Raw genomic sequence first — 24,683 nt, 5'->3', positions numbered from 1 at the left:
AAGTCACAACAAATGATATTTTAATTTTTTTAGGTGATTATGTAGATGGTTGGAGTCAATCGCCAGAAACTTTAGATTTCCTAATTGCTATAAACAGGACCCATAATTGCATTTTTCTTCGAGGAAATCATGATGAGTTACTTTTAGATTGGCTTACTTTTAAGAATAAAAACATTGATGAAGAAATGTGGTTCAAACACGGTGGAAAAGCAACGATTTTAGCTTATGTCGATGTTTCTTCTGAAAGAAAACAGATGCATATTGAATTTTTAGAATCTTTAAAAAATTATTATCTCGATTCCGAAAACAGACTATTTATTCATGCTGGTTTTACTAATATGAATGGAGTTACTTTTGAATATTTTCCTAAACTTTTTTATTGGGATCGAACGTTGTGGGAAACAGCTTTGTCATTAAACCAAAATATAGAAAAAACAAGTACATCTTATCCTAAGCGATTTACATTATATAAAGAAATTTATATTGGTCATACACCAGTAACTAGAATTGGAGAAACAATACCAATACAAAAAGCTACTGTTTGGAATATAGATACTGGAGCCGCTTTTACTGGACCACTAACCATCCTAGATATTGATACTAAGGAATTTTGGCAAAGTGAGCCCTTACCTCGTTTATATCCTAATGAAAAAGGTAGAAATTAAAAAGGAACTTATTATATTTGCCATTATTAAACTCGTTTAAATAAATTTAAGATGAAAAAAATTATTACACTTATACTTGTAATATCAGCAAGTATAGCAAACGCACAAGCATACAAAGGAAAAGGAGATATGAAAGCTCAAGTTGGAGCTAATATTCAAAGTGGAGGAGTTGGAATTTTTGTTTCTGGAGATTATGGTGTTGGAGAAAATATGTCTATCGGTTTTTCTTCCAATTATTTATTATCTGCTAACAATGAGGTGCTTAATCTAGAAACTCTTACTCTAGAAAAACCCGCTTTTATGGATAGAATTGATGTAAAAGCTCGTTTTAATGTAAACTTAGGAAGTGTTATAGGTCTTGACGAAAAAATGGATGTTTACCCTGGACTAGATTTGGGTATTAGAAATTTTGGGGCTCATACAGGTTTCCGTTACTTCTTTACTGATGGTTTTGGTGTTTTTGGCGAAGCTGGAATTCCAATCGCAAAATATGACAAAAACGTATCTGGATTTGACTACTACAACAATCAATTTACATTTAATGTAGGTGTTTCATTTAATCTGTAATAGATTTAAAAAATAACAACCACCACTAATTCACATATTCAAACAGCTGTGAATTAGTGGTTTTTTCATAAAATAAAACTTAATTATGACTCCAATAGAGAAAAAATTATACGACAGAAGCGATTCAAAATGCGAATTATGTGGTTCTAACGAAGATTTAAGAATCTGCCTAACAAAAGAAGAAGCAATATCAGTCGATAATTCTGCATTGGTTTGCGCTACTTGCAAAAGCCAAATAGAAAACCCAGCAACCACCGATCCTAATCATTGGCGATGTCTTAGCGATAGTATGTGGAATGAGAATAAACCTGTGCAAGTTATCGCTTGGCGTATGCTTAACAGATTGCGACCAGAAGGTTGGCCTCAAGACTTGTTAGATATGATGTATCTTGATGAAGAAACCTTAGTTTGGGCAGCAGCTACTGGCGAAGGCGAAGATGAAGAAGGTAAAATTGTTCATAAAGACGGAAACGGAAACATCCTAAAAGACGGAGATTCTGTTGTTTTAATAAAAGATTTAGATGTAAAAGGAGCAACTTTTACCGCAAAACGTGGCGCAGCTGTGCATAATATTAAATTAGTTTGGGATAATGCTGACCAAATTGAAGGACGTGTTGAAGGACAACATATTGTTATTTTAACCCAATATGTTAAGAAAACTAAATAAAATTTAATAATCTTAGCAATAAAAAAGACTTGTTTCCAATTTATAGATTGGAAACAAGTCTTTTTTATTGCTTAATAAATTTTTGAGTCATAATGTTATTTCCTGATTTTAACACTAGAAAATATATACCATTTTGCAAATCACTAACATCTAGTTCATTTGTAAAACCATTTTCTTTGATTTGATTTCCTAAATAATTTATAATTAATACTTTTTCAAACACTTGTTTCAATCCTGAAAAATGTATTTTATCTTTTGTAGGATTTGGATAGACCACAAATGAATCATCATTGATAAATGCCCTATTAGACAAAGTAACATCAAATTCATAAGCACCCATATCAACAACTGCTCCTAGTATTCGATTCAAATTTAAAATATCTGTTGAAGAAACGCCACTATTGCTACCGGTATTATAACAAGGGGAAGATATGCTGTTTAGTTGTAATCCGTCGTCAGTGGTTAGCCATTTACCATCATTTCCAAATCCTAAAGCAATATTTGCAAAGGAAGGATTACTGTTTGTATTGCCTGTAGTTGCCCCAGTAAGTACATGAGGTGCATTTTGACTTGTTAAATCAATAGCTGTGTAAGTCGTATTTACTGTTGCGCTTCCTAAAATATAAAATTGTGGTCCTAAACCACCAGTAGTTGTATTTCCCCAAAAAACGCAGTTTTTAAAACTCGGGTTGCTATTCCCGGAACTACCACTAGTGGTGTTTGTTCTATCTGAAATAAGTGCGCCACCATCAAAGGCTCTATTGTTTGCAAAAACAGTATTAAGCACAATAGGATTCGCATTTCCGTTATTTCCTCCCCAACAGTACATTCCACCAGCTCTTTGAGAAGCTGTGTTTTCATAAATAACGCAGTTTGTAATAGTTGGACTAGCATTACCCAAAACGCCAAAATTATCAATTGCGCCTCCGCCAGAAGTCGCATTATTGTAAGCTATGACACAATTACTTATTATTGGTGTTGAAACACCTCCGTTATAACCATTGTTGAAAATTCCGCCACCAAACACCGCTTGATTGTTTATAAGTACACAATTGCGAATAGTTGGATTGCAAAAATTTCCAGCTCCGCTTCCGTTGTTGTATATTCCACCACCCAAACCATCGGTTGTAGTGGCGATTCTATTATCGTTTGCTCCGGATATGATAAATCCGTCAATAATAGCCGAATTGTCTAATCCAAAATTACTTATTGTGTGATAACTATTGTCGTTTATTCCTGCAATTCCTATTTCTGCACTTAAAATACTTAACAATCCGTTGCTTATAATTCGTTGCGAAAGCAATGTTTCACTTCCTGCAAAACTTCCGTAAATTGCTACGCCGTTTTTCATATTGAACGAAATGGTACGATTCGTAGTAGCAGTCGTCAAATAAGTTCCTTGCGCAACCCAAACTTCATCACCTACCCCAGATGCGTTTATCGTACTTTGTAATAAATTACCGGGAAAAGCCGTTGCCCAACTCGTGCCATCTTGAGTAACCAATCCACCTGTTGAAGTAACGTATCTAATTGTGGCGTTTGAAACGTTTGAAAACAGTATAATTAGTAGCAAAGTAATTTTTTTCATGCTCGTCTCATTTTGAGTTATTTATCAAATGTACGATAATTATAAATACACATATTCATATTTATAATCTAAGATTTTTTCTGATTTATCACTCGAAATTATCTTTCCAAAAGAGGCTTTTTTATGATTAAATTTGGGTAAAGTCAAATTTAATTCAACCGCTTTTCGAGTATAATATTCCTCACGTGTTGGATGAAATTTCGACACTGCATTGAACGTTTCGTTCCACGAATTTGTTTCAATAATTTTCATAATAATTCCAATACAATCTTTTTGATGAATGAGGTTTATGGCTCCGTCAGGGTTTTCTATATTTTCTCTACCAGCCAGAAATTTTATAGGATGACGGTCTTCCCCAATCAATCCGCCGAAACGCAAGATTGTAGTTTGAAAAGTTGCATTGTTTTGTAATAATTTTTCAGCTTCCAACAATTGCTTTCCGCCTTCGGTTTCAGGTTTCGGAGTGGTTTCTTCGGTTACAATCGAATTATCATCCGCATAAACAGAAGTCGAACTTATAAACAACACTTTGGTTACTGATGATTTTTCGATAAATGGAATCAATGTTTTTATTTTGGCTACAAAATTCTCTGTAGTATTACCTCGTAATTTTGGAGGAATATCAATAATTAAAACTTCTGAATTTTCTAAAAAAGCATCAATAGTACCAATAATTTCGTTTTCATTTAACGATCCTTCGACTCCGCTCAGGATGACAAAAAACGGCTGAATTTTATTTTCTTCCAATACAGAAAGTTTGTTCTGAGAAGTTGTCGAACCTTTTACAGAAAAATCAGTTGCAACTAACGCTGTCGCCAATGGCAAGCCCAACCAACCACAACCTAATATTGATATGTTTTTGTGAGTCATTTAGTTTTCTTTTTTTACCAACATATAATAATCATCTTCCAGAATTCGATAACCTTGGTCGTACAAAAAATAATAGGTGTTTCCAGTTTTTGTCGTCAAAATTGAGGTAAAAAACTCGAAATCGAAACCTTTACTTAATAATTTTGTTCTAGTTGTTTTCGATTTCGCTTCGGGATTCAAATCGGACAAAATGCGATAGTTTTTGCGTAATTTGTTATTTATATTCCGCATTAAGTTGGTCGAATCTTTATTTATTTTGTTGTTATACGCATTGCGGCAACCGTCACTGCAAAACTTTTTATCTTCTCGGCCTATAATTTTCTCGTTACATTCTAAACAATTTTTCATACGTAAATAATATTTATTTTTTATTGGAATATGGTATATTTATGAGGAAATCTTCATTTGTGTTCGTGATTTAAGTATCATAAATATTTCATCTTCTAAAATTTTCCTTTATATAATAATGCCTGTTCTATATGCGCAAAATGATGGTTACAATGCCAGGCATACAAACCAATCACTTCTTTTAGTTCGTATGTTTTTTGACTTTCAGGGTGTGTAAATTTTTTGGCTAAATCCGCTGTGTCAAAACTTTTTAGCAACATTGTCCATCTTGCATGAACGCCTTCTATGATTAGCAAGGAAGCCGAAACATCATCACAATCTCCATCTATAAGTGTTGCCCATTTTGCTTCATCATAAGGTTTTATGGTCGGATTGTCTTCGGTTAGAGCCAGCTTGAATCGTATAAAACTATTCATATGACTGTCGGCACAATGGTGAATGACTTGTTTTATCTTCCAACCCTCTGAGCGATATGTCCAATTGAGTTCTTCGATAGATAAATAGGAAACCGTATTTTTTAATTTTGATGGAAACATTTCAATCGTTTCCATCCAGTTTTGAATATCACTTTCTGTAATTAAATCTGGTTTTGTAAAATGTCCTATGGGAAATTTTAGGTTTTCCTGATTTAAGATTCCGTTTTCAAAATCTTCAGCTTTTACCTTTAAAATTATTGGATTAAATCCTCCTGAACTTATTGCCCAAGGTTCAATATTTGCCATATTCTCATTTTCAGTAAATACTTGAATATTTATATTTTCTAATAAATTCCTGATATTGATAGTTTCGCTAAAAGTTCCTCTAAATATGTTTATCATTTAATTTTAAATATTTCGTTTAAAGCCTTTCAAAATCAATCAAATATAAATAAAAAAATCCAATTACAAACGGTTACAAATAATTACAACCGAAAGTAAGCGAATGATAACCGAATAAATTTTGAAACTCGCCACATCTTTGCACTGTCGAAATCAAATAACAATCGGCACTAACATAAAAAATAACAATTTAAATTTACACGCCATGAATGCATTAAGAAACAAAGTACAGTTAATAGGAAACGTAGGAAACGAACCAGAAATTAAAATCCTTGACGGAGGAAAGAAATTAGCAAAACTAACCATTGCTACAAACGAAGTCTATTATAATGACAAAAACGAAAAAGTAACAGATACTCAATGGCACAACGTTACCGCTTGGGGAAAAACCGCCGAGGTTATTGAAAATTTTGTGACTAAAGGAAAAGAAATTGCTGTTGAAGGAAAACTAACACATAGAAGTTACGATGACAAAGAAGGTGTAAAAAGATATTATACCGAAGTAGTAGTAAACGAAGTCTTATTGTTAGGTAAATAAAGTTAAAAAAGCTTAATTCTATTTTCAATAAAAAAGGCGAAAGTTTCCTTTCACCTTTTTTGCCCCAAATCTACCATAACTTAACCTACTTATGTAATGGTAGGGTAAAAGTAGCTGTTGCATGACTTGCAAACAAAAATAATCGGCAAACAGTATAATTATTCGTTGACTGAAATAATACAGCTATTTTCTAACAAAATATAGTGATGGCGGACTCTAACTGAATTTAGTTAGATAATATTGAAAATTTTAAACAAGAATATTTAAAAAGTAAAGATATTCTAGAAATTAGAAATGAATTATATGAAAAACGGCGAGAAAATTTTCTCGCCGTTTTTATTTTTAGAGCCATCCTTTTTTACCAACTTGATACGTTTGATAAAATTCTTCATCAGATTTTGTGAGATAGATTATACCTTCTATAAAACCTACAAGTCCTGTTAAAATACCGCCAAATCCACATGTACAAATTGTAATAGCTAGCATTATTATTCCTTCAGTATTATAACCTAAAACAAATTTATGAATGCCCAAACCGCCAAATATAATACCCATTATTCCAGCTAAGACTTTTTTATTTTCTTGTTTTGGTAGTTGTGAGTTGTTCCAATCTTCTGTTGGTTTTGTTGTTTCCATGTTTTTTTGATTTTGATTTTTGCTAATATATAAAAATTTAAAGAAAAGCTTTGTCGATAGGTTCCCAAAGTTCGATTTTATTTCCTTCGGGGTCAAGAATCCAACCAAACTTTCCATAATCATAAGATTCCATTTGCCCTACAATTGTTACGCCTTCATTTTTTAAATCTTTTAATAAATCTTCTAGATTAGCTACTCGGAAGTTCATCATGAACTGTTTTTCGCTAGGTTCGAAATATTTGGTATCCTTGGCAAAAGGCGACCATTGTGTACAACAATCATTTCCTTGCTTGTCTTTCCACCAGAAAGTAGATCCGTAATCATCTGTTTTTAGTCCTAAATGTTTGTTGTACCAAGTAACTAATTCTTTCGAATTTTCGGATTTGAAGAAAAAACCACCTATTCCCGTTACTCGTTTTAGTATTGAAGTTTCTTTTGCAATACCAAAATATAACTCTTTAATCTTATCAACTATAACCTGAGCTAACTTCTCTTTACTTTCTATAGTCCAACCAGCAATATGGGGCGATAGTAAAACATTTTCTGCTTGTTGTAAATATTCGTATGCAGCTGGTTTTTGGTCTTCAAACAAATGCTCGAATGATAGTTTTTCGTATTCTAAAACATCAAGTCCTGCTCCTATAATTTTTTTTGATTGTAGAGCTTTAACTAAATCATCAGTTACTACATTCTTGCCACGCGATGTGTTTATAAACCAAAAGGGGTTTGCAAAAGCATTAATAAAATTAGTGTTTACCATTTTATCGGTTTCGGGAGTCCAAGGAATGTGAAGGCTTAAGACATCTGCCTTTTGTTGCAATTCTTGTAAGGATACTTGTTTTGCGTTTTCATCACCAACATTTTCTAAAATATCATAGCATAAAACTTGCACATCGAAACCTCGCAATTTTTTGGCAAATGATTTTCCCATATTGCCATAACCTATGATTCCGACTGTTTTTCCTTCGAGTTCATGACCGCGATTTGCTTCTCGGTTCCAGTGTCCTGATCGAATTTCTTTGTCGGCTTTGTTGAGGTTGTTCATTAGAGAAAGTAACATTCCTAATGCGTGTTCGCCCACTGCATTGCTATTGCCTTCGGGCGCTGCAATGAGTTGAATTTTTTTTGAGAGCGCATAATCGCAATCGATACTTTCCAGTCCTGCTCCTACACGTGCTATAAATTGTAAACTGGTGGCTTTGTCCAGAAATGTTTTATCGATTTTGAATCGGCTGCGAATTACTATCCCTTGGTAATCATGAATTTTTGCTTCGACTTCTTCTTTTGAAGAAGTAAAATCTTCGTGGTTTATAAATCCAGCTTCTTGCAATTGTGCCATAAGTAATGGATGGTTGCTATCGATATGAAGAATTTTTATGTTTTGTGGGTTCATCTTTATATAAAAAAATAAAGGTAATTATTTTTGGTACATAAATGAAACTGATTTTGGAATGTAATGTTGATTTTTTAGCCCTGACAGCAATGGAAATCCTTTTGCTTTTTTCTTTAGAAAGCAAAAGATTGAAATGAATGGCAGGAATAGCTTCGAATAAAAAATTACTCTTTTATTTTCTGTAATGAGGTTTTTATTCCTTTTATTAATGACGAACTAAATCCTTGGTGCTCCATTTCGTTAAGTCCTACAATGGTACAGCCTTGTGGCGTAGTTACTCTGTCGATCAGTTGTTCTGGATGTACTTTTTCTTCGAGTAGCATTTTTGCAGCGCCTTTTGCGGTTTGTGCTGCTATAGCAAGTGCTGTTTGAGAATCGAAACCAATTTCTATTCCCGCTTGCATGGAAGCTCGAATGTAACGCAAGGCATAAGCGGTTCCGCAAGCACCAAGAACAGTGGCCGCATCCATTAGTTTTTCTTCTATTACTGGTGCTGTTCCTAGTTGTTGAAATAGCGAAATTACTTTTTGAGCTTCGGTTTTATCTTTTTCTTCAAACGAAATACAGGTGGCTGATTCGCCAAATTGTACCGCAATATTTGGCATAATTCGTATTACAGCATGGTTTTCCCCAACTATATTCTGAATAGTACTTATTGATACACCACTTACTGCCGAAATAATGGTTTTGTTTTGAATTTCTGATGAAATTTCTTTTAAAACAGTTTCTACCTGATGTGGTTTTACAGTTAAAACAACAATATCAGCTAGTTGAATATGGTGTGCATTATTTTTAGAAATTTCAATACCTTTTTCTTGTAAATAAGAAATGGTTTCTGTGTTTCTTTTTGTAACGGTTACTTGATTATTGGCAGCATATTTTGTTATTCCTAAAGCGATGGCTACGCCAAGGTTTCCGCCACCTATGATGTGTATTTTCATAATTTGAACTTTAAAAACCTAAAATTAATTTAGCAATTGAAAAGTAGATAAGAATTCCACAAATATCGTTGCTAGTCGTGATAAACGGTCCTGTTGCCAAAGCCGGATCTATTCCGAATTTATCTAATAAAAGCGGTACAAATGTGCCAATTAATGAGGCGATAATAATTACAGAAATAAGTGAAATAGTTACAGTTAGCCCTATTTTTAAATCGGCATTTAACAGAAAATAACTTCCTAAAAATAATATTGTGGCTAGGATTACTCCGTTTAGGAGACTTAATGATATTTCTTTTATTAATCGGTTAAATAGTGAACCACTTAGTGTATTGTTTGCTAAACCTTGCACAATTATAGCTGATGATTGCACACCAACATTTCCAGCCATAGCCGCAATAAGTGGTGTAAAGAAAAATAACTCACCATGTTTAAGCATCGCTCCTTCAAAAAGGCCAAGCATTTTTACTGAGATAAATCCACCTAACAAAGCAAGGACTAGCCACGGCAATCGTGCTTTTGTGAGTTCTAGAATACTATCATCTGCTTCTACGTCTTGTGAGATACCCGCTGCCATTTGGTAATCTTTGTCAGCTTCATCTTTTATGACATCTACAATATCATCAATAGTGATTCTCCCTACTAATCGTCCCATGTCATCGATTACAGGAATGGCTTCCAAATCGTATTTTTGCATGATTCGTGCTACTTCTACATCTTCGGTATCTACTTTTACAGAAGTTACTTTTTTTATATAAATATCAGCAATTTGAGTTTTAGTTGATGTAGTCAATAAATCTTTGAGAGACAAACGTCCTTTGAGTCTTTCTTCATCATCTACTACGTAAATGGAATGAACACGAGATACACTTTCGGCTTGGGAACGCATTTCTTTTACACAAGTAAGTACACTCCAGTTTTCGTTAACTTTTACTAACTCTTTACCCATTAATCCTCCCGCAGTGTCTTCGTCGTAACGCAATAAATCGACAATGTCTTTTGCATGTTCTACATCTTCCAGCTCAGAGATTACCTCTTCTTTTTTGGATTGAGAAAGTTCTGCAATAATATCGGCAGCATCATCGGTGTCAAGCTCATCAAGCTCTTCGGCGATTTCTTTTGGAGATAATCTACTTAATATGTTTTCTCGTAAATCGTCTTCTAGTTCTACAAGAATTTCGGCTGTTTTTTCGGAATCTAAGACTTTAAAAATATAGGTTGCTTCGTCAAAATCGAGCTCATCGAGAATTTCAGCAATATCAGCATGGTGCAAATCACTTAGTAAAACTTCCAGTTGCTGGTCATTTTTACTTTGTATGAGTTGCTCTAATTCTTGTATTAGGTCTTTGCTGATTTTAAACTCCATCGGCTTCTATTTTTTGAGTCAATTCTATAAATTGTTGCACATCTAATTGCTCTGGACGAAGATTAAAAACCTCGTCTTCTCGCAAATTGTCAGACAAATTTAATGTTTTTAAACTGTTTCGCAATGTTTTTCTTCGTTGCTGAAAAGCAGTTTTTACCACGGTAAAAAACAATTTTTCGCCGCAAGGCAAACTATTATCTTTTTTTCTACGCAATCGTAAAACACCTGATTTTACTTTTGGTGGCGGAATAAAAACATTTTCATCAACGGTAAATAAATATTCAGCATCATAAAAGGCTTGTACTAAAACGGATAAAATTCCGTAAGCTTTTGTTCCTTTCTTTTCGCAGATTCTTTGCGCTACTTCTTTCTGGAACATACCAGCAAATTCTGGAATTTGGTTGCGGTATTCTAAAGCTCGAAATACGATTTGTGTCGAAATGTTGTATGGAAAATTTCCAATGATGGCAAATTGCTTACCATCGAAAATTTCGTTGATATTGTATTTTAAGAAATCTTTAGAGATTATTTTATCTTTTAGTTTCGGATAATTTCCATCGAGATAAGTTACCGATTCGGTATCTATTTCGATTACATAAGTATTTACAGGTTTGTCTAACAAATATTTTGTTAGTACACCCATTCCTGGTCCAATTTCTAGAACATCGTTATAACCTTCTAGATTTAATGTATCTGCAATGTCCTTTGCAATATTTTCGTCTTTAAGAAAATGCTGTCCGAGGTGTTTTTTTGCTTTTACTGCTTCCATAAATCGATTTTTACATTCTTCTTTTAAAGAAATTATTTCCAGAGATTTTCATTTTTCCAGTTAAGTTTCATTCCAATTGCATTTGGGTCAACGTTTGGATATTTTATAAAAAGGTCATTTAATCTTTCGCTGAAATTATTATGTGGCTGAATCCTATCTAACAAATATTTCATAATACAAAGATGAATGTACAATTTTTCATTTTGTTTCGGCACATCTTCAACCCAATTAAATGGGGGATTGGGTAATAATTTTGGATTTCCAGGTAAATTTTTATTCCATAATCTAGAATGATGTGCGCAATAATTTCGAATTTGAGCAATTGATTGTAGCCAACTTGGTAAAAAAGTGTGATTAACAACTCCAAATTCTTTAGCAATTATATCTTTTGAATGAATAGTGTTTTTCAAATTACCATATAATTTTGACAACGAGCCAAAACTTGTTTGCTCTAAGGATTTCCAAGATGGGGGAAAACGTAAATCATCTTTGTGGTTTTTGAAGTGATTTTTTATTGTTATTTCTTTACTTCGTTCTAGTTCTTCTTCTAAACTAGAAAGTGTTTTTACTAATGCTTTACTGTCAATAAATAAATCGAAGTTTTGAAACCACCAAGGATTGAATTCGTGCGAAAGATGATAAATTAGTTTTGTTTTTAAACTTATTTCTATTTTTTCAATGATGTCAAATAATAAGATTTTAAGTTCTCCGTCAAATTGATAAAGCGCTATTACATCTTTAAATTTGCTATTTTCTTTAAAAATATGATTTACTTTATCAGATTGCATGGAATGCCAGTATTCGCCCAATCGATAATAACTTATATGAGATAAATAATGAGTAGCATTATCTTCAGGAGTAATTATTAAGCCTCGTGTTTGTAATCTTTGTATCTGTTCTTGAATAGTAAAAGGTAATTTTTCGAACATATTGATTGTAAAAAATTAAAAAGCGAAACCTATTTAAAGCAAAAGACACACCCTGGGACGCTGTTTTTATTACTAAAACTATAGCGTGGTGTGTACTGTTGGTGCAAAGGTACTGAAAAAAATGTACCATACAACAAATTTGTATGGTTTTTCTAATTGTTGAAGAGATTTCTGACTTATTGATAACAGAAATAGTTAAAACTATGGGCTTTAGTTAATTTCTTTCCGAGTTCTAAAAAGATTTACTGCAAATTCTCAAATTATTTTCCCGTTTTTAAGTCTTTTAATTGGTGAATTTGCTTTTAAAATATTTTAAAGCAATAAATATTTTTATTTTTTCTTCATTACTTCAATCGTGACTGATGTTTCTCCGCCAGCTTTGTTAGAAGTTATCAGCATAAATGCGCGTCGTGACAAATCTATTTCCCTGCCTCTAACAAATGGTCCGCGATCAGTAACGGTCACAATGACATGTTTTCCGTTTCGCTCGTTTGTAACACGAAGCATAGTTCCAAAAGCAAATTTTTTATGAGCCGCAGTTAGTTTAGTATTATCAAAACGAGTGCCGCTTGCGGTTTTTTTACCATGAAATTTTTGAGCATAATACGAAGCATGAGCTTTTTTCTTAAATAGCTTAAAGGTGTAATTACCTTCTGTATGTAAGCTGTCAATAGCTGTAGAATCTACCTTAACGGTGTCTTGAATAGGTTTTACAGAAAAGGATTGTTTCTCGAATTTTTTGAACGAAAAACTAGAAATTAGTATTGTTGCTATTGTTGTTGTAATGGCCAAAAATAATTTATCTTTCATCATAATTTTAATTAATTATTACTACCAACTTGTCAAATACCATACCTAAAAACAAAAAAAAGTCCTTTTCTTAGGGCTTTTTAAATTATTAAAACCATAATGACCAAGGAATTCTACTTAATATAAGCAATAATCCCAAACCATAAAATAGTGTAATTGTTTTAAATTTTCCTTTGCTTTCTAGTATTTTTTTATGCTTAGACCAACCCATTGTTATTAGAACAATAGCAATAATGTTAGTTAACGGGTGCTCTAAAGAAGTTAGTCTTAAAGCAGCGTTTTTCATATCACCAAAAGCTGACAGACCAAGCGGGGATAAAAAATAGGTAATTAGTCCCACAACTAACATAATATGTGTTGCAATCAATGCAAATAATGCAAGTTTTTTGTCACGAGGTGTAAATTCTCTTTTAGAAAAGAACCCCATAGCACTGTTTATAAACGCTACAACTAGAAGGAGTAAGGCTAGATACGCCCAACCTGAGTGAAATTTTTGAATAAATTCGTACATTTTGTTTGTTTTAGTTTAAACAAAACTAATAAAAAAAGACAATAAATTTTAATTTATAGGATCTTAATATATCGTGTTAGATAAATTTTTTATCTCGTAAGTCATATAAATATGTTAAAAACGCATTTGATTTACTATTTGGTACACTATTTGAAATAATTTTATATATTTACACTATTAATTGTTTCCATGAAGAAAAACTACCTTTATATTACATTTTTTACCCTTTTGTTTTCGTTGAGCGCTTTAGCTCAAGACGGAAAGCAGGCTTCGTTGGCAACAAAAAATCAAGAACAGCAGTTTGATAACTTAAATGTATACCCAAATCCGGTAGGGAATGGTCGTGTTTACATTACTTCAAAAACGACTGCTCCTAAAGATATTGAAATTTTTGATGTGTTAGGAAAACGTGTTATGCAACTTACTATTTCTACTAAAGAACTGAATGTTTCCTCATTGTCTCCAGGTGTTTATATCATAAAAATTAAGGAAGGCGAGCAACGTGCCACTAGAAAACTAATTATTAAGTAGTTTTTTTAAGTTCTTTGTGTAATAACTTTCAGAAAGTTTATTTCATATGCTTGTCATTGCTTCCAATTCCTTCACTTTTTCATAAACCAAACCACTTTCAAAACCTTTTCGTAACATAAAATCACAAAATTTCTTTCGTTTTTTAAGAATGTTACTTTCTCTCATAATTTCCCAATGATTTTCTGCGAGTTTATGAAAAGTTTCTAGATATTCGTCTTCCGAAAATTCTTTCAATGCTTTGTCTATATTGTATTTAGAAATTTGACGAAACTTAAGCTCGTTTACAATTCTAATTTTCCCCCAAGATTTTATGCGGTGTTTTCCACGAGCAAAACTACAAGCAAAACGTTCTTCGTTCAGGAAGTTATCCGTTATGAGATGCGCCATAACAGTATCTATTTCCTGAGAAGTCATAGCATAACTCCTCATTTTTTCTGTAACTTCATTGTGGCATCGTTCTTGATAAGCACAATAAAACTCTAGTTTTCTAATTATTTCTTTAGAAACAGTTATGTGTTGCTGCATTGCAATAATTTTTTCAAAAATAAGATATTTTAAGCATTAATTAAGCCTTTTAAAATATGTAATAAAAACAAAGCTTCGCAGCATAAGCTATAGATGAAAAACATTTATTAATGATAAAATAACAACGAAACGCATGAAATATTTTTTATTTCGAATAAATTTGCATATATTAGATGCCCTTCTTCTGTTTTCAACCAATTGAAAATCAAAAGAAGTTTAATTATTTAAATATTTTTTTATAATGAAAATAAAGTTACTTTTTTTAACATTGTTGTTCTCGGTTTTAGGATGGGGGCAAATTTTAACATTTGAATTTTCAGCGTTAGCTGGTGGTGAGGCAACGGCAACATCAAATTTTAATAATGCAAATTTGAATGCTTCAACTATTTCTAGAGGTGCTGGATTGACGGCAGCAGCTAATGCAAGCAGATTTAATGCCACAGATTGGGCCATAACTTCTATTGCAAATGCAATCTCTGGCAATGATTATATGGAATTTACTATTACTCCTAATGCAGGTTTTCAATTTGATGTTAGCTCTATTGTAATACAGTGGCAAAGGTCTGGAACAGGAAACACACAAATTGCATTACGAAGTTCAATTGATGGTTATACAACAAATTTAGACGTAGTAAAAGTAGTTACAGATAATACAACTACGCAAACTTTTACATATACTTTTGCCCAAGCCAATAGCACTACAGCCGTAACTTACAGATTGTATTCGTATGCTGAAGCTGTTGGAGGAACTGGAGGTCCTGGTGATGGAACAGGTAATGATATAATTGTAAATGGAACCGTTACTTCAACAAGCCCAACGCCAGAAATAAATATTACAGGAAATGGAAATACTATTTTAACAGGAGACATTATACCTGTAGCTACAGATTTTACAGATTTTGGAAATGTAAATATAGCGAGTTCATTTAGTAGAAGTTTTGTTGTTCAAAATCTAGGTTCAGCAAATTTAAACGTTACAGCTGCAACAATTTCAGGGACTAATGCTTCGGAATTTGTCATAACAACTTCTCCAGTTGGCACAATTGCAGCTTTAGGAAATTCAGGACTAGCAATTCAGTTCACACCTACAGCATCAGGAATTAGAACGGCAACAGTAACAATAACTAATAACGATAGTAATGAGGGGTCTTATACTTTTGCTATTCAAGGAAATGGAGTTTGCGTACCCGCTGTAATTGCTTCTGTCTTTCCTACTTCTGGTCCTGCAGGAACAGAGGTTACCATAAATGCGAGTTCTGGTAGCTTGTTAGGTTCAACAGTTAGTTTTAATGGCACACCTGCTACTATTGTTTCAAGTTCAGCTTTTCAATTAGTTGTTGTTGTTCCAGCAGGAGCAACAACAGGAACTATAAATATTACTAATACCACCACAAGTTGTGTTACTTCAACACCAACTTTTACGATTATAAATAGCGATACTGCCTCTTGTCAAGGAGCTGCTATCTCTGATTTAATTATATATGAATTACACGACGAACAAACTGGTGATGGCGGATTTATAACATTATATAACGGCACAGCGGCAACAGTTAATTTAACAAATTATAGAATTTATAGAACAAGTACTTACGGTGATGGAAATGAGATTAATTATGCAACTTTAACAGGGACAATTGCATCTGGAGCTTTAGGAATAGTGACTGTTGATAACCTCAGTTGTGGATATAATGTAGCTAATAATAATGGTGATATAACTGCTGGATTTAATGCAGATGATCAAATTCAATTAAGAAATGCTGCAGGAACTGTTGTTATTGATGATGTACATGCATATACTGTTGGTCCAGGTTATTATATGGTAAGAAATGCAGGGGCATTAAGTGCAAGAACTGTTTTTGTTGCTGCAGACTGGAGTACTACACCTTTAGTTGCTGGTCAATGTATTCCAAGTGCAGGATTAGTTCCTCCAACTGGAGGGTCACAACCAAGCATTTCTGCGCAACCTGTAATTGCTTTAACCTGCGCTTCTTCTACAGCAACATTATCTGTTAGTGCAACAGAAGGTTTTGTTGGTGGAAATGCCCTAGCTTATCAGTGGTTTGTTGTAGCGCCTAACACTACTACATGGACTGCATTAACAAATACTGGAGTTTATACAGGAGCAACAACAGCTACTTTAAATATATCATCATTAACAGGTTTAGATGGTTATCAATACTATTGTCAAGTAAGAGAAAACTTAGCAACTTGTTATATTGCAACAATTGCAGTTAAAATTAATACAGGAGCTACAGTTTGGAATGGTACAGTTTGGAGTAATGGCGTGCCAACTCTATCTAAAACAGCAACAATTAACGGGAATTATACAACAGCCACTAACGGGAGTTTTAGCGCTTGTAACTTGACTATTAACGCCACATTTACGCTTAACGTTTCTGCCAATAGTTATGTAGAAGTACAAAATGATGTAACCAACAACGGTACATTCAACATTTTAAACAACGGATCTTTAGTTCAGATTAATGACTTAGGTGTAAATACAGGAAATATTTCTTACAGTAGAAGCACAACAGGAGTTAGTTTAGACTATGTATACTGGTCTTCACCTGTTAATGGTTTTTCTACTCCAGCTTCTGGTAACAATTATACTTGGAATACTACTATTGCAAATCCTAATGGTGGTTTGGGTAATTGGGTAACTGCTTCAAATGTTATTATGCAACCTGCATTGGGTTATATTATGAGAGGAGTATTATCAAGAAATTACATTGGAGTCCCTAATAACGGTATTTACACACCAGCTATTGCCAGAGGTAACGATACTGGCGCAGGAACTGCAGGGCCAAATGGTATAATGCGAACACTTACCGATGATAACTGGACCTTGCTAGGAAATCCTTATCCATCTGCAATTAGCATCAACACATTCTTAATTGCAAATCCAGAGTTAGATGGTTTTGTTAGATTATGGACACATAATACTTTACCAAGTACAGCTATTTCAGACCCATTTTATGGCAATTTCGTATATAATTATACAGCTAGTGATTATATAGCCATTAACGGTGCTGGAGCTACTAGCGGGCCAGGAACATTAAGCGTTATTGGAGGCGGACAAGGATTCTTTGTTTTAATGAATGCTGGAGCAGCGGCTACATCAACAGCTTTGTTTAACAACGCCATGCGCGATAAAGGCTATTCAAATAGTCAGTTTTACAGAACCGCAAATCATATAGCAGAACCTACTCAAGAATTAGGTGGAAATATAGAAAGAAATAGAATTTGGATAGACTTAGTAAGCCCAACTGCAGAAACAACAAGAACATTAGTTGCGTATGTAGAAGGAGCAACATTAGAAAAAGACAGAATGTTTGATGCCTTAACCGATTATAAATCGGCACAAAACTTCTATTCATTAATAGGGGATGAGGTTATGACAATACAAGGTAGAAGCTTGCCATTTGATATAAATGACAGAGTTCCTATGGGAATAAAAATTCCAACAAACGGAACGTATACTATTGCGATTGCTACCGTAGATGGATTGTTTACAGGAAATGCACAAAAAATTTATATAGAAGATAAATTATTAGGGACTATTAATGATATTTCGGAAATTCCATATCAGTTTGTAGCTACTCAAGGAATAACAAATGATCGTTTTGTATTGCGTTATACAAACCAAGCATTAAGTAATGCAGATTTCGATTTAAACGAAAATGCAATTACCGTTTTTACTTCAAACAATGATATTAAAATAAATTCTAGTTTAGAAAGCATCAAAAATTATACGGTTTACAATGTTTTAGGTCAAACATTAGCAACGAAAAACAATGTAAATGCAAATCAATCAGTGGTAAGCTCAATTATAAAAAATAACCAAGCATTAATTGTTAAAGTGACATTAGAAAATGGTCAAACAGTAATTAAAAAGATTATTTTTTAGAAATTTTTTTTAAAACACAAAAGCCACAAAAGATAATAACTCTTCTTTTGTGGCTTTTGTGTTTTAAGTATTTTTTGTTGAAAACTTATATTTATCATCTCGAAGAAAACAACTATTTTTACTAAAAATAATCACAGATAAAATGAGTGCAGAAAAAGAAGCCAAATTAAAAGCATTACAGCTTACATTAGATAAATTAGACAAGACTTACGGTAAAGGAACTGTGATGAAAATGGGAGATAAAGCCGTTGAAGAGGTAGAAACTATTTCTTCAGGATCTTTAGGGCTAGATTTAGCATTAGGAGTTGGCGGTTACCCACGCGGACGTGTAATCGAGATCTACGGACCAGAATCATCAGGAAAAACAACCTTAACATTACACGCAATAGCTGAAGCTCAAAAAGCGGGTGGAATCGCTGCATTTATTGATGCAGAACACGCTTTTGATAGAAATTATGCTGAAAAATTAGGTGTTGATATAGAAAATTTAATTATTTCTCAACCAGATAATGGAGAACAAGCATTAGAAATTGCTGAAAACTTGATACGTTCCGGAGCTATCGATATTGTTGTAATTGACTCGGTTGCAGCACTTACTCCAAAAAGTGAGATTGAAGGTGAAATGGGCGACTCAAAAATGGGTTTGCATGCACGTTTGATGTCGCAAGCATTAAGAAAATTAACAGGAACAATTAGCAAAACAAAATGTACAGTATTTTTCATCAATCAATTGCGTGAAAAAATAGGGATTATGTTTGGAAGTCCAGAAACAACAACTGGAGGAAACGCATTAAAATTTTATGCTTCAGTTCGTTTAGATATTCGTCGTTCTACGCAAATAAAAGACGGAGACAATGTTTTAGGAAACAGAACAAAAGTTAAAGTAGTAAAAAATAAAGTTGCACCACCTTTTAAAACAGCCGAATTTGACATTATGTATGGTGAAGGTGTCTCTAAGACGGGTGAAATTCTTGACCTTGCTGTAGAGTTTGAAATCATCAAAAAGGCAGGATCTTGGTTTAGTTACGGAGATACTAAATTAGGTCAAGGACGTGATGCTGTAAAAGGATTAATAAAAGATAATCCAGAATTAGCAGACGAACTAGAAGCTAAAATAAAGGAATATATAAAAGAATCAAATCAATAAAAATTCCAAAAAATTGAACTGCCCCCAAAAAGTTATATGCTATTTGGGGGCAGTTTCGTGTAAAGTATATTTAAAAAAAAATGAGCTCAATATTTATCGAGCTCATTTAATCAAAATTAATTCTTAATTTATCTTTGTTCTTTCATTTTAAATGTGTCCATGAATGCTGTTGTGTAATTCCCTTCTACATAAGCTGGTTCATCCATTAATTGTCTATGAAAAGGAATGGTTGTTTTTATTCCTTCAATCACGAATTCATCTAAAGCACGCTTCATTTTATTGATGGCTTCTTGGCGTGTTTGTGCTGTTGTAATTAACTTGGCAATCATCGAATCGTAATTTGGCGGAATCGTATAGCCTGCGTAAACATGAGTATCTAAACGAACTCCGTGTCCGCCTGGCGAATGTAAAACTGTAATCTTTCCTGGTGAAGGTCTGAAATCGTTATACGGATCTTCGGCATTAATACGACATTCAATAGCATGTAAATTTGGAAAGTAATTTTTTCCAGATATTGGAATTCCAGCGGCTACCATAATTTGCTCGCGAATCAAGTCATAATCTATAACTTGTTCTGTAATTGGGTGCTCTACTTGAATACGTGTATTCATTTCCATGAAGTAGAAATTTCTATGCTTGTCTACTAAAAATTCAACAGTTCCTGCGCCTTCATATTTGATGTATTCTGCAGCTTTTACTGCGGCTTCACCCATTTTATTTCGAAGTTCATCCGTCATAAATGGAGAAGGTGTTTCCTCGGTAAGTTTTTGATGACGACGTTGCACAGAGCAATCTCTTTCTGATAAGTGACATGCTTTTCCAAATGAATCTCCAACCACTTGAATTTCAATATGTCGTGGTTCTTCAATTAATTTTTCAAGATACATTCCATCATTTCCAAAAGCTGCAGCTGATTCTTGACGTGCGCTATCCCATGCCTTTAGTAATTCATCTTCTTTCCAAACGGCACGCATTCCTTTTCCACCACCTCCAGCTGTTGCTTTTAGCATTACTGGGAACCCCATTTCTCTAGATAATTCCAGTGCTTGTTCATAAGACTCTAATAATCCTTCAGAACCTGGTACGCATGGAACTCCTGCTTCTTTCATAGTAGCTTTTGCAGTAGCTTTGTCACCCATTTTATCAATCATATCTGGTGAAGCACCGATAAATTTGATATTATGTTCGTGACAAATTTTAGAAAACTTAGCGTTTTCTGAAAGAAATCCATAACCTGGATGAATGGCATCAGCATTTGTAATTTCGGCAGCTGCAATAATATTTGACATTTTTAAATACGACAAATTACTTGGTGGCGGGCCAATACAAACTGCTTCATCAGCAAATTTTACGTGTAAACTTTCTGCATCTGCTGTAGAATAAACCGCTACGGTTTTTATTCCCATTTCTTTACAGGTTCTAATAATACGAAGTGCTATTTCGCCCCTGTTTGCAACTAATATTTTTTTAAACATCGTTTGAAATTTTAAATGTTGAATTTTAAATTTTAAATTTTTTTTGAACGATGAAATTCATCATTCAAAATTTAGCATTTATAATTTCTTTATGATGGATCTACTAAGAATAAAGGTTGGTCAAATTCAACTGGCGACATATCATCTACCAATATTTTAACGATTTTACCTGAAACTTCAGATTCGATTTCGTTAAATAATTTCATAGCTTCTATAACGCAAAGAACGTCACCTTTTCCAATTGTGCTTCCAACTTCCACAAACATTGGTTTGTCTGGAGATGGTTTTCTGTAAAAAGTTCCAATAATTGGAGATTTTACAGTAATATATTTTGAACTTTCATCAGCAGCTGGAGTTTCAACAGGAGTCGAAACTACTGGAGCAATTTGTTGTGGAGCAACTGCTTGTTGTAACATGTTTTGAGCAGGCATTTGTTGTACATAAGTTGTTTCTGTACTACCTTCTAAAGTTGTTCTAATAGTAATTTTAACATCTCCTGTTTCCAGTTTTACTTCTGCAACACCTGAGTTTGCTACAAATTTGATCAGATTTTGAATTTCTTTTAAATCCATGATTATTCGTTTTAGTTATGGTTATTGTTTGTTGTATGCCCATTTTAAATAGATAGATCCCCAAGTGAATCCACCTCCAAATGATGCAAATATAAGATTATCTCCTTTTTTTAATTGATTTTCGAAATCACTTAATAATAATGGCAATGTTGCCGAAGTCGTGTTTCCGTATTTTTGAATATTCATTAATACTTTCGACTCGTCTAAATTCATTCGTTGAGCTGTAGCATCAATAATACGCTTGTTTGCTTGATGTGCCACTAACCAATTTACGTCATCTTGAGTTAAATTATTACGCTCCATGATTTTCTCACTTACATCTGCCATACCAGAAACAGCATATTTAAAAACCGTTTTTCCGTCTTGAAAAACGGTGTGTAAACCATTTTCTACAGTTTCTTTTGACGCAGGAAGAATAGATCCTCCAGCATCAATCTTAAGATATTCGCGACCTATTCCGTCGCTTCGTAATATTTCGTCCTGCAAACCTAAACCTTCGTAATTAGGCTCAAAAAGCACAGCGCCACCACCATCTCCAAATATAATACAAGTGGCTCTATCGGTATAATCGATAATTGATGACATTTTATCGGCGCCTATTAACAATACTTTTTTATATCTTCCAGATTGTATGTAAGCTGCGGCAGTTGACATTCCGTATAAAAAGCTAGAACATGCAGCTTGCAAATCATAAGCAAAAGCATTTACAGCTCCAATCTGGCTTGCCACAAAAACGCCTGTTGATGCCACTGGCATATCTGGAGTTGCGGTTGCTAAAATCACCATGTCTATATCTGCGGGATTTATGCCTGATTTTTCAATAAGATTTTGAGCTGCTTTTATAGCAAGATAAGAAGTTCCTTTACCTTTTTCTTTAAGAATTCTTCTTTCTTTTATTCCAGTTCGGGTTGTTATCCATTCATCGTTAGTATCGATCATGGTTTCTAATACTTGATTAGAAAGAACAAATTCAGGAACATATGCGCCAACGGCAGTAATTGCGGCAGTAATTGTATTCATAAAGTTCAAATAATACTTTTAAAACTTACGTTTAAAAGACGATGAAGTTACAAAAAAACTTTAAAAGAAAGCTTTTTTTGTTTCTATTTTTATTTTCGGTTATAGTCAACAAAAAAACTCTCACTTAGTGAGAGTTGTGTTTTTTATACAAGAAATGTATTAAGCAACAGCTATTTGCTTATCAATAACTACTTGACCTCTGTAGTACATTTTACCTTCATGCCAGTAAGCTCTGTGGTATAAATGTGCTTCGCCAGTTATTGGGCAAGTTGCGATTTGAGCAACAGTTGCTTTATAGTGAGTTCTTCTTTTGTCTCTTCTTGTTTTGGAGATCTTTCTCTTAGGATGTGCCATTTTGCAAAATTATTTATCCGTTAATAGTGTTTTCAATTTGTCCCAACGTGGGTCTGTATTCTCTGCTTTTATTTCTGTTTCTTCTTGAACATTTTCTTCCTGTGCCTGTTCAGTAACACTTATTTCTTTCAGTTTTGATAGCGCTTTAGTTTCTAAAGTTCCATCTTTGATACCTGGATGAGTTTTTTTGAGCGGTATAGATAAGACAACCATTTCATAAATATACTGTGCTACATCTATTTGATGTTCTCCAATTGGTAAAATGAGTAAATCTTCATTTTCGTCATTGAATGTTTCACCAAATCTAACGACGAGTTTTAGATTTCCTTTTATTGGTAAATCAAAATCTTCGCTAGTTAAGTCACACGGAACATTTATGGTTCCTGAATGTTTGAAATTTAATTCAAGCATTGTGTTTTTCTTTTCTAATACTATGTTTACTTTGATGTTGGCGCTTTCAAATTCGTCAAACTCAAAGTGCTCAAAGAACGCTTTACTAATTTGGTATTCAAACTGATGTTTACCTAGCTTTAATCCTATAAATGGGATTAAAAATTCATTTGTAACTTTCATCTTAACAACAATTTGTTCCTTTATTAGGGAGTGCAAAGATATAAATTATTTATAAACTTAAAAGCGTTATGAACATTTTTTTGTTTATAACTGCTTTTCTTTTATTTTTAGTGGTCTAATCGTCATTTCAGAATAGTCATTTCTAGACTTAAAAATATCGATGGCAGCATAAATTGCTTCTAAAAAAGAATTATTATCTGCAATTCCTTTTCCTGCGATTTCAAAAGCAGTTCCGTGGTCTGGTGATGTTCTTACTTTGTTTAAACCTGCTGTATAATTGACCCCTTTTCCAAAAGACAAGGTTTTAAAAGGAATTAATCCTTGATCGTGATAGGTTGCAATTACGGCATCATATTTTTCGTATTGGTTGCTTCCGAAGAAACCGTCAGCAGAAAATGGTCCAAAAACCAAAGTTCCTTCATCAAAAATCTTTTTTAATGTGGGTTTGATTACTTTATCTTCTTCATCTCCAATAACACCATTATCACCAGAATGTGGATTGAGTCCTAAAACTGCAATTTTTGGTTTTCTGATGCCAAAATCTTGAATTAATGATTTATTTATTGTCTTTATTTTTTTTCTAATTAGTTCTTCTGTCAGATGTTTTGCTACATCACTTAACGGAACATGATCAGTAAGTAATCCAACGCGTAAATTATCTTGAATCATAAACATAAGTGCATCGCCTTCTAATTCTTGGTCTAAATAATCAGTGTGACCTGGAAATTTAAAATCTTCGGCTTGAATATTCGATTTGCTTATAGGTGCAGTTACTAAAACATCAATTTCATTTTCCTTTAAAGCTTTGGTTGCAGCTACAAAAGATTTTATAGCATATTTTCCCACTTCATTATCTAGCTGACCATAATTTATATTTACGCCTTCTCTCCAAACATTTAATACATTTATTTTTCCAATAACCATTTGGTCTAATCTATCTATTCCGTGTAAAGGCGCTTCTAATCGAAGTTCTTTTTTAAGAAAAGAAAGCGTTTTTACATTAGCAAAAATTATGGGTGTACATAATTCTAACATTCTTGAATCTTCGAACGATTTTAGGATTACTTCGCCTCCAATTCCGTTTAAATCTCCTATAGAAATGCCTACAATTATATTTTCTGGTCTTTTTGTCATCAGTTCAATGTATTTATTGCTAATTTTGAATG

25 protein-coding genes and 1 pseudogene are annotated in these 24,683 nt (G+C 33.4%); 7 read left to right on the top strand and 19 right to left on the bottom strand.

The genetic code is table 11. The features are described from left to right. The 3 genes from ACHZC3_RS09360 to ACHZC3_RS09350 form a co-directional block, all read left to right on the top strand. Positions 1–665: metallophosphoesterase (locus tag ACHZC3_RS09360; protein ID WP_394759600.1), on the top strand; the 665-nt coding region annotated here is incomplete at its 5' end. A gap of 51 nt (positions 666–716) precedes the next feature. Then, positions 717–1,232, top strand: coding sequence for a DUF6646 family protein (locus tag ACHZC3_RS09355; protein ID WP_394759599.1), 516 nt, complete (start codon positions 717–719; stop codon positions 1,230–1,232). Between the two features lie 85 nt (positions 1,233–1,317). Next, positions 1,318–1,899 carry a PhnA domain-containing protein gene (locus ACHZC3_RS09350; RefSeq protein ID WP_394759598.1) on the top strand — a complete coding sequence of 194 codons (582 nt, stop codon included), beginning with the start codon at positions 1,318–1,320 and terminating at the stop codon, positions 1,897–1,899. Between the two features lie 64 nt (positions 1,900–1,963). Here ACHZC3_RS09350 and ACHZC3_RS09345 read toward each other — a convergent pair whose 3' ends face one another. The 4 genes from ACHZC3_RS09345 to ACHZC3_RS09330 all read right to left on the bottom strand — a co-directional run bounded on the left by ACHZC3_RS09345 (position 1,964) and on the right by ACHZC3_RS09330 (position 5,523). Continuing rightward, positions 1,964–3,487, bottom strand: coding sequence for a T9SS type A sorting domain-containing protein (locus ACHZC3_RS09345; RefSeq protein ID WP_394759597.1), 1,524 nt, complete (start codon positions 3,485–3,487; stop codon positions 1,964–1,966). Positions 3,488–3,526: 39 nt separating this feature from the next. Beyond that, positions 3,527–4,357 (bottom strand): SDR family NAD(P)-dependent oxidoreductase, encoded by an 831-nt coding sequence (locus tag ACHZC3_RS09340; protein ID WP_394759596.1) that lies wholly within the window; start codon positions 4,355–4,357, stop codon positions 3,527–3,529. Further along, positions 4,358–4,705 carry a hypothetical protein gene (locus ACHZC3_RS09335; RefSeq protein WP_394759595.1) on the bottom strand — a complete coding sequence of 116 codons (348 nt, stop codon included), beginning with the start codon at positions 4,703–4,705 and terminating at the stop codon, positions 4,358–4,360. A gap of 95 nt (positions 4,706–4,800) precedes the next feature. Next, positions 4,801–5,523, bottom strand: a complete 723-nt coding sequence (locus ACHZC3_RS09330; protein WP_394759594.1) for a YfiT family bacillithiol transferase — start codon at positions 5,521–5,523, stop codon at positions 4,801–4,803. A gap of 205 nt (positions 5,524–5,728) precedes the next feature. Here ACHZC3_RS09330 and ACHZC3_RS09325 point away from each other — a divergent pair, with 205 nt between their 5' ends. Then, positions 5,729–6,061 carry a single-stranded DNA-binding protein gene (locus ACHZC3_RS09325; RefSeq protein WP_394759593.1) on the top strand — a complete coding sequence of 111 codons (333 nt, stop codon included), beginning with the start codon at positions 5,729–5,731 and terminating at the stop codon, positions 6,059–6,061. A gap of 342 nt (positions 6,062–6,403) precedes the next feature. Here ACHZC3_RS09325 and ACHZC3_RS09320 read toward each other — a convergent pair whose 3' ends face one another. The 8 genes and pseudogenes from ACHZC3_RS09320 to ACHZC3_RS09285 all read right to left on the bottom strand — a co-directional run bounded on the left by ACHZC3_RS09320 (position 6,404) and on the right by ACHZC3_RS09285 (position 13,413). After that, positions 6,404–6,697, bottom strand: a complete 294-nt coding sequence (locus ACHZC3_RS09320; protein WP_394759592.1) for a TM2 domain-containing protein — start codon at positions 6,695–6,697, stop codon at positions 6,404–6,406. Positions 6,698–7,145: 448 nt separating this feature from the next. Next, positions 7,146–8,090, bottom strand: a pseudogene (locus ACHZC3_RS09315) (2-hydroxyacid dehydrogenase); the annotation flags it as partial. A gap of 164 nt (positions 8,091–8,254) precedes the next feature. Beyond that, positions 8,255–9,031, bottom strand: a complete 777-nt coding sequence (gene proC, locus ACHZC3_RS09310; RefSeq protein WP_394759591.1) for a pyrroline-5-carboxylate reductase — start codon at positions 9,029–9,031, stop codon at positions 8,255–8,257. Between the two features lie 10 nt (positions 9,032–9,041). Beyond that, on the bottom strand, positions 9,042–10,394 hold the full coding sequence (mgtE, locus tag ACHZC3_RS09305; protein ID WP_394759590.1) for a magnesium transporter: 1,353 nt from the start codon (positions 10,392–10,394) through the stop codon (positions 9,042–9,044). After that, entirely contained in the window at positions 10,384–11,163 is a 780-nt protein-coding gene (gene rsmA, locus ACHZC3_RS09300) for a 16S rRNA (adenine(1518)-N(6)/adenine(1519)-N(6))-dimethyltransferase RsmA (RefSeq protein ID WP_394759589.1), read from the bottom strand. The genes mgtE and rsmA overlap by 11 nt, the downstream gene beginning before the upstream one ends. Positions 11,164–11,195: 32 nt before the next feature. Beyond that, positions 11,196–12,092: an Abi family protein gene (locus tag ACHZC3_RS09295; protein ID WP_394759588.1), complete on the bottom strand. Its 897-nt coding sequence runs from the start codon at positions 12,090–12,092 to the stop codon at positions 11,196–11,198. Between the two features lie 330 nt (positions 12,093–12,422). Then, a complete protein-coding gene (locus ACHZC3_RS09290) occupies positions 12,423–12,905 on the bottom strand; it encodes a septal ring lytic transglycosylase RlpA family protein (protein WP_394759587.1) in 483 nt (160 codons plus the stop codon). Positions 12,906–12,990: 85 nt separating this feature from the next. Next, entirely contained in the window at positions 12,991–13,413 is a 423-nt protein-coding gene (locus ACHZC3_RS09285; protein WP_394759586.1) for a hypothetical protein, read from the bottom strand. Positions 13,414–13,602: 189 nt separating this feature from the next. Between ACHZC3_RS09285 and ACHZC3_RS09280 the strand changes: the two genes are divergently transcribed. Further along, complete coding sequence (locus ACHZC3_RS09280; RefSeq protein ID WP_394759585.1) at positions 13,603–13,944, top strand: T9SS type A sorting domain-containing protein; 342 nt, start codon at positions 13,603–13,605, stop codon at positions 13,942–13,944. Between the two features lie 42 nt (positions 13,945–13,986). Here the strand turns inward: ACHZC3_RS09280 and ACHZC3_RS09275 are convergent, their stop codons facing one another. Continuing rightward, entirely contained in the window at positions 13,987–14,469 is a 483-nt protein-coding gene (locus tag ACHZC3_RS09275; RefSeq protein ID WP_394759584.1) for a regulatory protein RecX, read from the bottom strand. Between the two features lie 241 nt (positions 14,470–14,710). On the opposite strand from ACHZC3_RS09275, the gene ACHZC3_RS09270 reads away from it, so the two are divergent. Both ACHZC3_RS09270 and recA read left to right on the top strand, forming a co-directional pair. Next, positions 14,711–18,376, top strand: a complete 3,666-nt coding sequence (locus ACHZC3_RS09270; protein ID WP_394759583.1) for a choice-of-anchor D domain-containing protein — start codon at positions 14,711–14,713, stop codon at positions 18,374–18,376. Positions 18,377–18,518: 142 nt separating this feature from the next. Then, positions 18,519–19,523 (top strand): recombinase RecA, encoded by a 1,005-nt coding sequence (gene recA, locus ACHZC3_RS09265; RefSeq protein ID WP_394759582.1) that lies wholly within the window; start codon positions 18,519–18,521, stop codon positions 19,521–19,523. Positions 19,524–19,651: 128 nt separating this feature from the next. On the opposite strand, the gene accC is transcribed toward recA, so the two are convergent. The 6 genes from accC to pdxA all read right to left on the bottom strand — a co-directional run bounded on the left by accC (position 19,652) and on the right by pdxA (position 24,651). Further along, entirely contained in the window at positions 19,652–20,998 is a 1,347-nt protein-coding gene (accC, locus tag ACHZC3_RS09260) for an acetyl-CoA carboxylase biotin carboxylase subunit (protein WP_394759581.1), read from the bottom strand. An 89-nt stretch (positions 20,999–21,087) separates the two neighbouring features. Next, the gene (gene accB, locus ACHZC3_RS09255; RefSeq protein WP_394759580.1) at positions 21,088–21,570 is read right to left on the bottom strand and encodes an acetyl-CoA carboxylase biotin carboxyl carrier protein; all 483 of its coding nucleotides are present in this window, start codon (positions 21,568–21,570) and stop codon (positions 21,088–21,090) included. A 21-nt stretch (positions 21,571–21,591) separates the two neighbouring features. Further along, the gene (locus tag ACHZC3_RS09250) at positions 21,592–22,590 is read right to left on the bottom strand and encodes a beta-ketoacyl-ACP synthase III (RefSeq protein ID WP_394759579.1); all 999 of its coding nucleotides are present in this window, start codon (positions 22,588–22,590) and stop codon (positions 21,592–21,594) included. Between the two features lie 159 nt (positions 22,591–22,749). Further along, on the bottom strand, positions 22,750–22,944 hold the full coding sequence (rpmF, locus tag ACHZC3_RS09245) for a 50S ribosomal protein L32 (protein ID WP_394759578.1): 195 nt from the start codon (positions 22,942–22,944) through the stop codon (positions 22,750–22,752). A 9-nt stretch (positions 22,945–22,953) separates the two neighbouring features. Further along, on the bottom strand, positions 22,954–23,517 hold the full coding sequence (locus ACHZC3_RS09240; protein WP_394759577.1) for a YceD family protein: 564 nt from the start codon (positions 23,515–23,517) through the stop codon (positions 22,954–22,956). An 84-nt stretch (positions 23,518–23,601) separates the two neighbouring features. Next, on the bottom strand, positions 23,602–24,651 hold the full coding sequence (pdxA, locus tag ACHZC3_RS09235; RefSeq protein ID WP_394759601.1) for a 4-hydroxythreonine-4-phosphate dehydrogenase PdxA: 1,050 nt from the start codon (positions 24,649–24,651) through the stop codon (positions 23,602–23,604). Positions 24,652–24,683: the final 32 nt, after the last annotated feature.

The organism is Flavobacterium sp. (assembly GCF_043720215.1).
Classification (GTDB): Bacteria; Bacteroidota; Bacteroidia; order Flavobacteriales; family Flavobacteriaceae; genus Flavobacterium.
The sequence above is the reverse complement of the archived record's forward strand: the minus strand, read 5'-3'. Positions and strand labels throughout refer to the sequence as shown.

Excerpts from the sequence above, each read along its gene's own strand:
- ACHZC3_RS09355 (WP_394759599.1), top strand. The coding sequence starts at position 717 with ATGAAAAAAATTATTACACTTATACTTGTAATATCAGCAAGTATAGCA.
- ACHZC3_RS09350 (WP_394759598.1), top strand. The coding sequence starts at position 1,318 with ATGACTCCAATAGAGAAAAAATTATACGACAGAAGCGATTCAAAATGC.
- ACHZC3_RS09345 (WP_394759597.1), bottom strand. The coding sequence starts at position 3,487 with ATGAAAAAAATTACTTTGCTACTAATTATACTGTTTTCAAACGTTTCA.
- ACHZC3_RS09340 (WP_394759596.1), bottom strand. The coding sequence starts at position 4,357 with ATGACTCACAAAAACATATCAATATTAGGTTGTGGTTGGTTGGGCTTG.
- ACHZC3_RS09335 (WP_394759595.1), bottom strand. The coding sequence starts at position 4,705 with ATGAAAAATTGTTTAGAATGTAACGAGAAAATTATAGGCCGAGAAGAT.
- ACHZC3_RS09330 (WP_394759594.1), bottom strand. The coding sequence starts at position 5,523 with ATGATAAACATATTTAGAGGAACTTTTAGCGAAACTATCAATATCAGG.
- ACHZC3_RS09325 (WP_394759593.1), top strand. The coding sequence starts at position 5,729 with ATGAATGCATTAAGAAACAAAGTACAGTTAATAGGAAACGTAGGAAAC.
- ACHZC3_RS09320 (WP_394759592.1), bottom strand. The coding sequence starts at position 6,697 with ATGGAAACAACAAAACCAACAGAAGATTGGAACAACTCACAACTACCA.
- proC (WP_394759591.1), bottom strand. The coding sequence starts at position 9,031 with ATGAAAATACACATCATAGGTGGCGGAAACCTTGGCGTAGCCATCGCT.
- mgtE (WP_394759590.1), bottom strand. The coding sequence starts at position 10,394 with ATGGAGTTTAAAATCAGCAAAGACCTAATACAAGAATTAGAGCAACTC.
- rsmA (WP_394759589.1), bottom strand. The coding sequence starts at position 11,163 with ATGGAAGCAGTAAAAGCAAAAAAACACCTCGGACAGCATTTTCTTAAA.
- ACHZC3_RS09295 (WP_394759588.1), bottom strand. The coding sequence starts at position 12,092 with ATGTTCGAAAAATTACCTTTTACTATTCAAGAACAGATACAAAGATTA.
- ACHZC3_RS09290 (WP_394759587.1), bottom strand. The coding sequence starts at position 12,905 with ATGATGAAAGATAAATTATTTTTGGCCATTACAACAACAATAGCAACA.
- ACHZC3_RS09285 (WP_394759586.1), bottom strand. The coding sequence starts at position 13,413 with ATGTACGAATTTATTCAAAAATTTCACTCAGGTTGGGCGTATCTAGCC.
- ACHZC3_RS09280 (WP_394759585.1), top strand. The coding sequence starts at position 13,603 with ATGAAGAAAAACTACCTTTATATTACATTTTTTACCCTTTTGTTTTCG.
- ACHZC3_RS09275 (WP_394759584.1), bottom strand. The coding sequence starts at position 14,469 with ATGCAGCAACACATAACTGTTTCTAAAGAAATAATTAGAAAACTAGAG.
- ACHZC3_RS09270 (WP_394759583.1), top strand. The coding sequence starts at position 14,711 with ATGAAAATAAAGTTACTTTTTTTAACATTGTTGTTCTCGGTTTTAGGA.
- recA (WP_394759582.1), top strand. The coding sequence starts at position 18,519 with ATGAGTGCAGAAAAAGAAGCCAAATTAAAAGCATTACAGCTTACATTA.
- accC (WP_394759581.1), bottom strand. The coding sequence starts at position 20,998 with ATGTTTAAAAAAATATTAGTTGCAAACAGGGGCGAAATAGCACTTCGT.
- accB (WP_394759580.1), bottom strand. The coding sequence starts at position 21,570 with ATGGATTTAAAAGAAATTCAAAATCTGATCAAATTTGTAGCAAACTCA.
- ACHZC3_RS09250 (WP_394759579.1), bottom strand. The coding sequence starts at position 22,590 with ATGAATACAATTACTGCCGCAATTACTGCCGTTGGCGCATATGTTCCT.
- rpmF (WP_394759578.1), bottom strand. The coding sequence starts at position 22,944 with ATGGCACATCCTAAGAGAAAGATCTCCAAAACAAGAAGAGACAAAAGA.
- ACHZC3_RS09240 (WP_394759577.1), bottom strand. The coding sequence starts at position 23,517 with ATGAAAGTTACAAATGAATTTTTAATCCCATTTATAGGATTAAAGCTA.
- pdxA (WP_394759601.1), bottom strand. The coding sequence starts at position 24,651 with ATGACAAAAAGACCAGAAAATATAATTGTAGGCATTTCTATAGGAGAT.